The 9,902-nt window shown below is 50.4% G+C and carries 11 protein-coding genes; 2 read left to right on the top strand and 9 right to left on the bottom strand.

Annotation, left to right across the window (positions count from 1 at the left end; all coding sequences use genetic code 11):
• From HOK28_17395 to HOK28_17380, 4 genes are all read right to left on the bottom strand, one after another.
• Positions 1-632, bottom strand: a 632-nt coding sequence (locus tag HOK28_17395; GenBank protein ID MBT6434876.1) for a hypothetical protein, incomplete at its 3' end; no start/stop codon positions are given.
• A 133-nt stretch (positions 633-765) separates the two neighbouring features.
• Positions 766-1,080 carry a suppressor of fused domain protein gene (locus tag HOK28_17390; protein ID MBT6434875.1) on the bottom strand — a complete coding sequence of 105 codons (315 nt, stop codon included), beginning with the start codon at positions 1,078-1,080 and terminating at the stop codon, positions 766-768.
• A 33-nt stretch (positions 1,081-1,113) separates the two neighbouring features.
• Positions 1,114-1,419 carry a hypothetical protein gene (locus HOK28_17385; protein MBT6434874.1) on the bottom strand — a complete coding sequence of 102 codons (306 nt, stop codon included), beginning with the start codon at positions 1,417-1,419 and terminating at the stop codon, positions 1,114-1,116.
• A 531-nt stretch (positions 1,420-1,950) separates the two neighbouring features.
• On the bottom strand, positions 1,951-2,727 hold the full coding sequence (locus HOK28_17380) for a hypothetical protein (GenBank protein MBT6434873.1): 777 nt from the start codon (positions 2,725-2,727) through the stop codon (positions 1,951-1,953).
• 380 nt (positions 2,728-3,107) lie between these two features.
• Here HOK28_17380 and HOK28_17375 point away from each other — a divergent pair, with 380 nt between their 5' ends.
• Positions 3,108-3,965 (top strand): patatin-like phospholipase family protein, encoded by an 858-nt coding sequence (locus HOK28_17375; protein MBT6434872.1) that lies wholly within the window; start codon positions 3,108-3,110, stop codon positions 3,963-3,965.
• 45 nt (positions 3,966-4,010) lie between these two features.
• Here the strand turns inward: HOK28_17375 and HOK28_17370 are convergent, their stop codons facing one another.
• On the bottom strand, positions 4,011-4,952 hold the full coding sequence (locus tag HOK28_17370; protein MBT6434871.1) for an FHA domain-containing protein: 942 nt from the start codon (positions 4,950-4,952) through the stop codon (positions 4,011-4,013).
• Positions 4,953-4,997: 45 nt separating this feature from the next.
• Between HOK28_17370 and HOK28_17365 the strand changes: the two genes are divergently transcribed.
• Entirely contained in the window at positions 4,998-5,237 is a 240-nt protein-coding gene (locus HOK28_17365; protein ID MBT6434870.1) for a hypothetical protein, read from the top strand.
• A 203-nt stretch (positions 5,238-5,440) separates the two neighbouring features.
• Here HOK28_17365 and HOK28_17360 read toward each other — a convergent pair whose 3' ends face one another.
• The 4 genes from HOK28_17360 to HOK28_17345 all read right to left on the bottom strand — a co-directional run.
• A complete protein-coding gene (locus tag HOK28_17360) occupies positions 5,441-7,054 on the bottom strand; it encodes a hypothetical protein (GenBank protein ID MBT6434869.1) in 1,614 nt (537 codons plus the stop codon).
• Between the two features lie 87 nt (positions 7,055-7,141).
• Entirely contained in the window at positions 7,142-7,735 is a 594-nt protein-coding gene (locus HOK28_17355) for a hypothetical protein (protein MBT6434868.1), read from the bottom strand.
• A 92-nt stretch (positions 7,736-7,827) separates the two neighbouring features.
• Positions 7,828-9,324 (bottom strand): hypothetical protein, encoded by a 1,497-nt coding sequence (locus tag HOK28_17350; protein MBT6434867.1) that lies wholly within the window; start codon positions 9,322-9,324, stop codon positions 7,828-7,830.
• Between the two features lie 56 nt (positions 9,325-9,380).
• On the bottom strand, positions 9,381-9,902 hold a 522-nt coding region (locus HOK28_17345; GenBank protein ID MBT6434866.1), incomplete at its 5' end, for an acyl-CoA dehydrogenase.

Raw genomic sequence — 9,902 nt, 5'->3', positions numbered from 1 at the left:
GTCCCGAGGCATCGCGGACACTCTAAAACATCAAGCTCAAAGGCCCGCTTCATGAGCTCAGACCAACATTCATTCTGGGAATTCTCTACCCGGCTTTTTCCAGAAACAACCACAAACGAACGCAGCGACGACGCCGATGCCAATACCCCATGATAGCGCACCTGGTGAACACGAGGCGGAGGGACCAAAGCCGCCATCCGTTCCAATAACTCGGCCGGTTCAAAAACAACTGCCGCTGTCCCATCCTGCCAGGGGCGCTTTAGCTTATAAGCAATCCTTCCATCTGAAAGCTCTTCAAGTAGCTCATTGGAAATCGGGGGCCGGGCCACATAGCGGCAAAGCTTTTCCAATCGCTTGCGCTCACCTGCACCAACCCGCGTGTTTGCGTGTAGACTAAAATAATCCACATTCGCACAACGCGGCGATTTTTCATTGTTAGAAAAATGATTAAGCAGGAATGTGTATATGCACACTTCAAGAGCTGCAAAAAGAGTTTCAAATCTAAACTGCCCGGGTTGTTGAGCTCTCCTCCTAGCCACGGAGCGCATTAAGACAACAGTGATTGCCGCGAAATACTCTGAATCGCAGGCCTCTTCATCATCGTTCACTGAAATAGATGCATTGCCGCCCACCAAACCGTCTTCTATGAGTCCGTCCCAGAGTGCTTCAACCTGGAAGGTTAGCAGGTTTCGGTTGGCCTCTTCTAATTGGGTGGTCGTTTTGCGGCGGCACTCTTAGGAGAGCACCTTGAAAAGGAGGCCTGCTCTAAACGACGGACGGCCCATTGATACTGTAAATATCAATTTTATTTTTCTCAAATACGTCCTCGAGTTTTTCCACTCCTTTGTGTTCAGCAAACCGATACTCGGCCTCAGAAATGGGCACCGCCAACAACCAAGCTGCTCTTTTGGAATCAAGATCGAGTGTTTCTAAACTTCCCTCCCACAGAAAGGACGGGACAAAGAGTAGATGATTCATCGTGGATGAACATTCGCGCATACCCACAATGTCCGGGGAGATTGTCCCCGGGGAGCAAAACCAATCTGAATTGATAATACAAAACGCGGCTATCGACAGAATATCGGAAAAACCTTCGCATGAATTTGCCCAGGCTCAGACCAGCTCCAGCCGTATCCCGACCTCTTCACAAACTTGCACCAAGTATGCGCACATAAACACTGTACAAGTCGCCCTCTTTCTTAAGCTCTTCATCTTCGTACGCCAGTGTGGTTCCCGAAGGCAGACAATAGGACCGCCCATCATCATCAAGAGACGAAACTTGGAGAGGACCACTTCGTAGGGATGCATACCTTCGAGAAACTCTGAGGTTATATACCCCAAACCAAATAGGCCTACGCCGAGCACAACTTGCCAAAGCTGCTTGACGATGCCAAAGGAAAAGTTATCCCCTCGAACCATCAATGACTTCCTCAATAAACTTGTTAGACAATGTCGTAAAACAGGTCACTTCTTTAAAGTCCCACCTGTATTAATATGACACACGCCACATCCCGCTGCGGCACCATTTGCTCAATCCTGTTTTATAACTCCATGATTTCTCTGGGGGGGGTGCGCTTGTTCTTCCTGCTTGGACCGTAATCTGGATACCCAAAAATAATGCGACCCTGCGCTCTCTTTCGTGTAAAACAAAACAACAGACGACTCCTCTCAAGGCGCTAAGGACTCTACTAAGTGCGCCTTTACGTCTTTGTGTTCACCTCCTATCACTTCCCTCTCATACTATCCGGGAAGCCAAAAGCCATATCCAATATTGCCCGCCAGGTGACAGCCGTTATAGCGCGGAGCCAGCTCTCCATAACGATAAACTTGAAAGGAGGCTTCAAGGAATTTTTGAACATGGGGTAGATGAAGGCCGGGTGAAAAGAACGCAGAAATGGCCAAGCCTTACTTGTATCCCTGAAGTTGCACATATTCCTGCTTAATCTGTTTTCACTGGTTTCCGGAAAAGGGGTTGGGTGCGCCAACTGAAACAAGATATTGAACCCAGCGCTTACGACCATGCCGTTCGTACTTATCCAGTAGTTTGACGACACCATTTCGCAATTTGGAGTCGCACATTTCAGTTGGAAGAAGGGGATCCAGAAGGAGATGGTGTATAACAAGCCCACCGAGTACATGGTTTTCGATTAAGGCCTCCTTGCAATCAAGTTGCTTTAGGCGTTGAAAACTTTTTTCAACTTCCTTAGCCAGGTACCGATAATGTTTATCAATCGATACTGAGTTCCATAGACTCAATGCATATTTGTGGTCATGTGCACGGAGGCTCGATATTTCAAAAACGGAGGCCTCAGCTTCCAGTCCAAAGGACACGAGTTGTTGTCGCGCCTCTTCAATATCCTGCTTGAGATTTGCCGGTCGAATCGCTAGCCCTGTCTTGAATGTTTTGTACCCGAGATACTCAAGTGCTCGCTCTCGGCGCCGGGCGTCTTTTCGGTTTGATCGAGGAAATTCCGCCGTTAAAACTCCGATCCAATTAAGCGACCAGGGCCGGGTTAGAGTTGGAATCTCACGCCATGAAAGCGCCAGTTGTTGAATTGGGTGGGACTGGTTTGCAAGTCGATAGCCTGTATTTCCCACCCGCTCGCATGTGCCTTTATTGACCAGGCGACTTAGTGCGACGCGTGTCTGGTTGTCTGAAAAACCAAAGAGACGGCTCGCGGTAAGCAGCGTGCTTGCGGGTGTGAGTTGCCCGCCGATTGTCGACATGAATCCGACTACTAGTTGTCGTGAGGTGGGCCAGAAGGCAGCGCCAGGACGCCGATACTTGTTTCCAGCACGTATAGTCATGCGCTAGCGCTATCGTAGTTAGGCAATGGTGTCCAGTGTCCGCCGTGGAAGAGGCAAGCTTTACATACGGAAGAATCGCTCTCTTAGGGTCAGCCAGTATAGAATGCTAGATGAGTTTTCACATGTCCAAAAAGTCGATGGCACTAGCTCATTTCTAATGAGATCGGGCTGACTGTTGACCAAATCACATGTTACTCATGTTGACAGCATTTGACTAAATGTGTAACTCAAGAGATCGCCAGACCTGCCAACGATTGCCTTGTCTCGTTCGAGTCGGTGACCCTAGATTGGTTATGAAGATGAGAAAACAGAGAAGTCCCGAGTTTAAGAACGTAGTTTTCGCTGGCGGCGGTTCGCGATGTTTTTGGCAGGCAGGGTTTTGGCAAGGAGCAACTGCTTACATGAACATAAAGCCCATGATGATGGGTGCAGTGAGTGCGGGGGCCGCGATGGCGTGCTTGATCAGTGCGAATAACGTCCAGGGGGGCCTTGAAACCTTCAAAGAAGGCGTTGGAAGGAATCCGCGTAATTTTTATCTGGGAGACGCTCTTCGACGTAAAAATCCATTCCCACATGAAACAATATATCGCGATGCCCTGGCGACCGGTTTGGGTGGTGAGAATTTGGAGCGATTGCGCAAGGGCCCTGAACTGCGTGTATTGGTCACAAAATTATCAGGAGATGTTGGCCGAAAATATGGATTAGTGGCTGGTTATACAATTTACTGTCTCAAAGGCAGGATTTCACCCTCGCTGCACGCTCACGCTCTACGAAGGGTTGGATTCAAGCCGGCTATTCGAAATGCACGAAGTTGCAACGAAGTGGGCGAATTGGTTTCCCTGATTATGGCATCCTCGAGTACGCCACCGATTACGCCTTTGGCGACAATTGATGGCAGTCCCGCTTTGGATGGTGGGTTTGTTGATAATATTCCCGTCGAAACGGTGGATGAGTCTTTGGGAGAGACATTAATATTACTTTCCCAAAGATACCCTGATGGCAAAATTCCTCGGAAATCGGGCCGAACCTATGTGCAGCCTTCAAGACAGATACCCGTAGCAAAATGGGATTGCACTTCGCCCGACAAAATCCAGGCCACTTTTGATCTGGGACTGGAAGATGGGAAGTCCTTTACTCGGAGATATCACCTGAACTAAGTCAGGCGATATCTCCGGTAGCACGGGGGGGGTATTGGAATCATCTCAATTGACCACCAGCTCCAAGTCCACGTTCGCCAGCGAAACGACGTCGCCATGGACGATGGTCGCATGGTTTGTTGGGGTTCCGTTTAGCTTAAAGCCGTTTCCGGATAGGTCTTCGATTGTATAGTTGCCATCGTCTTTGAAGGTGACTTGCGCATGCTTACGAGAGATACCGGCTCTTCGTATGATTATGTCGTTGCTTGAACTTTTGCCAATCGTCAGGTTCCTCTTACCAATCTCATAGGCCTTGGGAACGGCATTAAACCCCGATAGTTTCAAGAAAGCCCCGGATGTGGGAACGAGGTGCTCATCCCCGGTTGAACCGGCTAATTTAGATTCCGGATTTTTCGAGTCATTTGGAGCAAGGACTGGCATCGGCTGATCCCGGTTCGTGCAGTCTAGGCTCGGATCTTTTGGCACCAGATCCGACCTTCGAAGTTTCTTATCTTCCATATTCTCATCGGCAGGCCAGGCACCGAGGTGTTGGCTACAAGTCGCAAGGGTTGACTGCGCGAGCTTTGCTTGACGATTGAGCACGTCACGTAACTCCGACAAGTGTTTGATCTGTTGTGTGTGCTCGGGTTGGTCAAATTCTCCGATGTCACATCGGAATTTCTGTTCTTGAAGGTCATCCTCAATGGAGTTCAGACATTTTCCAATTATTGTTTCAAATCGCTTGATATCATGAAGCTGGGATTCAACTTTTTTTGAAACAGGATTAAGCTCTTTATTGATCGCAGTCAGTCGAGCCATGTAGTCTCTGCTCACGCGCTTATAAATTTGTGGGTTAACCGTCGTTTTTTGGTTTTCAGAAGACACGATGAGCGTTTCGACACGATTTCTTCTAGCTGTAATATCGGACATTTTCTCGATAACCACGTCGTCGATCATGAGTTGCTCGTCATCACATATTTTCTCGCTCCACGTGTCAGTTTCTTGCATTGTTCCCCCCCCGGGAAGGTGTTCAGTTATGTTCAGGCTTACTCTTTGAGCGAACTCAAGGACTTCCTCGAAATCGCGCAAACCGACCGAGTGCAGGGCCATGCTACCCAAGGAAGCGGCGCTCCAGGTATGCTCAAGCCACCTATCCCAACCGCTAAAGGGATTCAGCCGGAGGTTTTAACTCCACTTGAGTTATCTACATCACTTAATATTATTCAATTGAGTATTGCCCCAGTGCCTTGGACACATGTTCCTCAGCTCTTCGTGATTACCGCATTATGTTAAAAGTGTCAATATGTGTAATGTGGCGTTGTTGGATGTGGGGCCATTGGGGATCGATTATTAACTGCCTGATCTTATTTTGGGTCATGATGACGGGGCGCATTTATCTCTCGAGAATTTAACGAGTTCCGTCGTGAAAAATGGTCAGCCTCGGGCAGCCAACTTTGTCACTTCTCTGGGGGATAGATGTGCTGCTACTTTTAAGACTAGAGTTTCGTTACAACCTCAGTGGGCTCAATTAACCAATCAAAATCATCCAAAATCACCAGGGAATCGAAGGATGAATCTCCAGTGTCCCAAATGTGGAATTCGAGCGTTATGACTTCTCCCGGTACTACGGGTGCCGTCGTGGTCAGCCAGCTGGTCGCACCGACGTTCTCCGGGCTAGCGCTAAAGGCCAGAAGATCGGCCGATCCATCTGGGCATGCGCCCAAGCCGGTTTCACATTCCTGAGTTTGGGTATTACATGAGAGAGAGTCCACGCAGCCATCGTTATCGGCGTCCGGTGCGAAAGCGAGTTGGTCGGAATAATGTTCGCCGTAGCATGCCAAGGCATCGCAAGTTGTGAAGAAGGCATTGTTGATAGATACCGGGTTTCCCGCGGCATCGAAGGATATATTTTTGTCGTCGGGGATATCGGGATGTTCGCTCGTTAATAGGGCTAGGAAAAAATCGTTGAACGGGGTGCAAAGAAAAGTAGGGAATTCATGGGTAAAGAAACGGAACTGGAACCGAAATCCCTGGGCATTGGTTGGCACCCGTACCTCAATCCGTAATCTCACCGTGTTGAAAAGATTAGCGTTCGAAAAAGGACACGATTCCGATGTCTGCAATTGTTGGCCGTGGGCAATTAAATACTCGTCTGGACCCGCGTCCAACTCCCAATCTCCATCACTGTTACTGCTTGTGTAGCCGGGGTCACCCACGCCGCGGGCATCGCCTGACGACATGACCGCGAGCGTTGTATTTTTTTTTGGCGCAACAGTGCCGAGACCAAGGCCTGCCAAAACTCCTGTCTGGAACGACTGAGGCAACCCGGTTCCCAGTGAATCGGTTAATTGAGCACTTAATACACCCCAAACTCGGGTGTGACTGTTCGTAAATTGGCAGAGTTCCATAGCCTGGACAAGGTTGCTTGCTTGAACTTGTGAAGTCAGCGGCCCTAGGGAGCAATCGGTCGGCAGTGGGTTGTCCACGGTTCCATCGCAGTCGTCATCAACCAGGTTACCGATAAAGTCGAAGGCTCCCGGGTTTACCAGGGAGGGGGTGCCGGCGCAGTTCTGATTTAGGTTGTCGCAGCAATCGCCATCGCAAATGCTGAACCCATCTCCGTCAATATCGGCATCATCGTCCTCGTCGATATTTCCATCGCAATCATTGTCGAGACCGTCTGGTTGGCAGGACTCAAAGGCAGGTATCACGAGCCCCTCGCAACTACCCCAATTAAAACCGTTACAGGTCTCGATCCCGCTCGTACAAACACCAACCGACTCGGTGCCGAGCGGTCCGTAGTAACAAGAGCGCTGCTCTCCTGGTGGGCAAGCACACTCACCAACCGTTTCGCAGCCGTTCTCGAAGCTACCGTCGCAGTTAGTGAAGCCTTCATCGCACACGCAAATATTATCAATGCAGCTTTGATTTTCATCACACTCGCTGCAGAGTTCTGCGGTATCCACCGTTTCACCAGCGGGCGCGTCGTTTTCGCCTGACTCGTTCCCATCAGCCCGGTTGCCGCTACCACTTTGCCCGCACGCGTGAAGCCACATGGCCATGAACACAATCTGAGCTACCACTGGCCACACCGAATTAAATTGAATCATGAGTTTTCCTTTGAACCTGTAGGTATATCAGATGCCTCATAAGTCATACTCTCGCTTGGCTTACCGGGAGTGTGAGGCCCGGGAGATTTAATACCCCACCTGCGTAGGGGTGTTGATTGTGAACGATGCAAAGAGAGATTGGCAATCACCTGGTGTGGGCTCCATGTTCAGTGTTTCACCATCGAAGGCTACCTGCTGAAACACGATATTGGTGGCTTCGAGGACGAGATTTTCTTCTACGCTGACGATTTCAAACTCTCCTGAGATGGGAAACCATAGCTCTTCTTGTCCTATTTTAGGATCGAAGTAGTTGACGAACAAACAAAAGACACAGTTCGCATCGAGCCATTGCCCGGTCATTTCGTGTTTACCCAGAGGCACCGATTCGGCATTGAAAGTGGTAAACCAGAGGGTGGAAAATTCGCCGATATTTGCACGAACCTCGAGGTCGACCGGGTCTTCTGGAAAGCCATTCCCGCTGGCGGTTTGCTGAGTGACACTTGGACTGTACTCAGCAGGGATGGAGCAAGAAATGCTGAATTCATCGTTTGTGGGTATACCGTCGGTTGTCGAAGTTGCATCCATTTCATTCTCAGTCGATGTCTCCGAATTATTGGAGACCGTGTCACCACAGCCAGTTGCAAACATTCCTAAGATAAATAAAAACAGTCGAAATATCATCGAGATCTCCTTTGGTAGATTAAAAGTGCCGACACTCACAAGAGCTACGCTTGGGCGGCTGCGTGGTCGGGAAGTTCAAGATTCCATGTGGGTCAAGATTCGAAGTGGATGAATAGAGCTCCAGCTCTACCTGCGGAATTTTGTTCACCGCCTCGACCCAAGCCGTTGCTCTCGGATGGATTGCCTTCCTCTTCCCAGTCTCCATCCAGCAGTATTGAGTCTAGATTGTCGGGGCTTGAGAAAGATGAGCCGCCGCCGCCGCCACCTGCACAGTAGGTCCAGATCATGCCGGCGCCGCCGCCGCCGTAGTAGCCCGCTCCGCCCGCTCCGCCGCCGCCATTGCCTTGTCCGCCGCCTTGTTGCCAGTTTATTGGTCCCGCATCCGCTATGCAGTTTCCCCAGGTGCCCCTGCTTGAACCCCCCGAATAGAGTCCACCGTTTCCACCATTACACGGATAGGCAGCAGTACCGGTTGTTGTCCCTCCGGTACCGCCAGTGCTGTCCGAACCGCCTCCTCCACCTGTAGCGGCTGTGCAGTAGGGGTTGAACCCCTCAAGGAGATCTTGCCCGGTTTGTCCAGTGAAACTGCCCCCGGCTCCCCCAGCCCCTCCCGCCTTGCATCCTCCACAACCATCGCTTCCGCCGCCACCACCGCCACCGGCAATGAGCAGAGGCACCTCGTCTCTCAATACAAAGGTGGCTCCTCCGCCGTTCCCGGCATCCTGGCCTCCCTCAGCGACAAGGAAGGTGAGGGTTTCATTTGGAGTCACAGTAATTCTTGCAGATGCGTATGCGCCACCACCACCGCTTGCTCCAATTTGATTACCACCGTGACCACCACCACCCCACATATGAACGCTTAAGCTGGTTAGTGAGTCTGGAACCATAAGACTGTATTCGCCAGGGGTCTCAAAGCAGACTGTCGCTGTACCATTGGCCCAGGTGCAACCCGGGTAATCTGGAACAATTGCGCATGTGCTGGAGCACCCATCGAACTGAACGGTGTTGCCGTCGTCACATGCTTCTCCAAAGAGTTCATCCACATTGCCGTCCCCGCAGTATTGGCCGACGCTTTCGACAAGAATGCAGTCGGGACCGCAGACCTCACAGGTCTCTAAGCCGTAGACACAATCCTCAAAGATAGTATTACCATCGTCGCATTCTTCTGCGCCCTCAAGAAGTTCATCACCACACACTGGTTCCCGGCAAAGGACTGTGCACCCATCTGTGTCATCGCCGTTTGCATCATCACAAATTTCCTGGCTATCGATGACCCCATCGCCGCAGGAAGCGGGGCTACAACTCTCACGGCATCTATCTGGGTGAATATCGGAATTCAGGGCGCCTTCATCGCAGAGTTCGCCAGGGCCAAGTAGCCCATCTCCACATCGTGCTAACTGGCACCCTGGAGTACACCAATCAGTATTTGAGTTTTCGATACCCTCGTCACATTCTTCTCCTGATTCAATAACACCATTACCGCATAGGGTAGAGCTGCGTAGCTGGTCGGGCTGGCAGCCAAAGCCCAGGAACAATCCTGCGCACATGAGAATAACGGATTTTCTGTAAGTTGCTTTATCGTGCATCATCAGTCCCCCAGGCAGTTCAAAATCGGTAACGGCAAATAAAGAAAAACTGGATTGGGTTAAAAGGCTTCTTCAGGAAGCTCCATCAAGGAAAGGCTGCTGTCCTTAATGATTTTGTGTGCCAGTCCAATGCGTGGCAATTCCTCCGCACAAAAGTAACGAGCGCTTGCGACTTTACCCTGGTAGAAAAAGATGTCGTTGCCAGAAGCATTTTCTAATTGGTCGAGTGCGACGGCTGCCTGGCGAATCAGAAGCCAGCCGATGAGTAACTCACTAAGAGAAAAGAGAATTCTCGTGCTGTGCAATCCTACGTAATAAAGCGACTCGCCCGCCTTACCCATCATGATTTCCAGGATACCGCCAAAGTATTGAAGACTACGCGCGAGCGCTGCTCTTTCTGGTAAAAGCTCATCTCCGCCTTCTTCGTGAGCAAGGGTCGTTTGTACCCTGCGGATAATGCTTTGGAGGGTTGAGCCCTGGTCTCGCATAATTTTTCGGAAAATCAAATCAAGACCTTGAATAGCGGTGGTGCCTTCGTAGAGGCTATCGATTTTCTGGTCCCGAATGTATTGCTCATGGGG

It is taken from the genome of Deltaproteobacteria bacterium (assembly GCA_018668695.1).
Lineage (GTDB): Bacteria > Myxococcota > XYA12-FULL-58-9 > XYA12-FULL-58-9 > JABJBS01 > JABJBS01.
This window is presented reverse-complemented; position numbering and strand designations above follow the sequence as displayed.

Excerpts from the sequence above, each read along its gene's own strand:
- HOK28_17350 (MBT6434867.1), bottom strand. The coding sequence starts at position 9,324 with ATGATGCACGATAAAGCAACTTACAGAAAATCCGTTATTCTCATGTGC.
- HOK28_17385 (MBT6434874.1), bottom strand. The coding sequence starts at position 1,419 with ATGGTTCGAGGGGATAACTTTTCCTTTGGCATCGTCAAGCAGCTTTGG.
- HOK28_17370 (MBT6434871.1), bottom strand. The coding sequence starts at position 4,952 with ATGCAAGAAACTGACACGTGGAGCGAGAAAATATGTGATGACGAGCAA.
- HOK28_17375 (MBT6434872.1), top strand. The coding sequence starts at position 3,108 with ATGAGAAAACAGAGAAGTCCCGAGTTTAAGAACGTAGTTTTCGCTGGC.
- HOK28_17355 (MBT6434868.1), bottom strand. The coding sequence starts at position 7,735 with ATGATATTTCGACTGTTTTTATTTATCTTAGGAATGTTTGCAACTGGC.
- HOK28_17360 (MBT6434869.1), bottom strand. The coding sequence starts at position 7,054 with ATGATTCAATTTAATTCGGTGTGGCCAGTGGTAGCTCAGATTGTGTTC.
- HOK28_17380 (MBT6434873.1), bottom strand. The coding sequence starts at position 2,727 with ATGTCGACAATCGGCGGGCAACTCACACCCGCAAGCACGCTGCTTACC.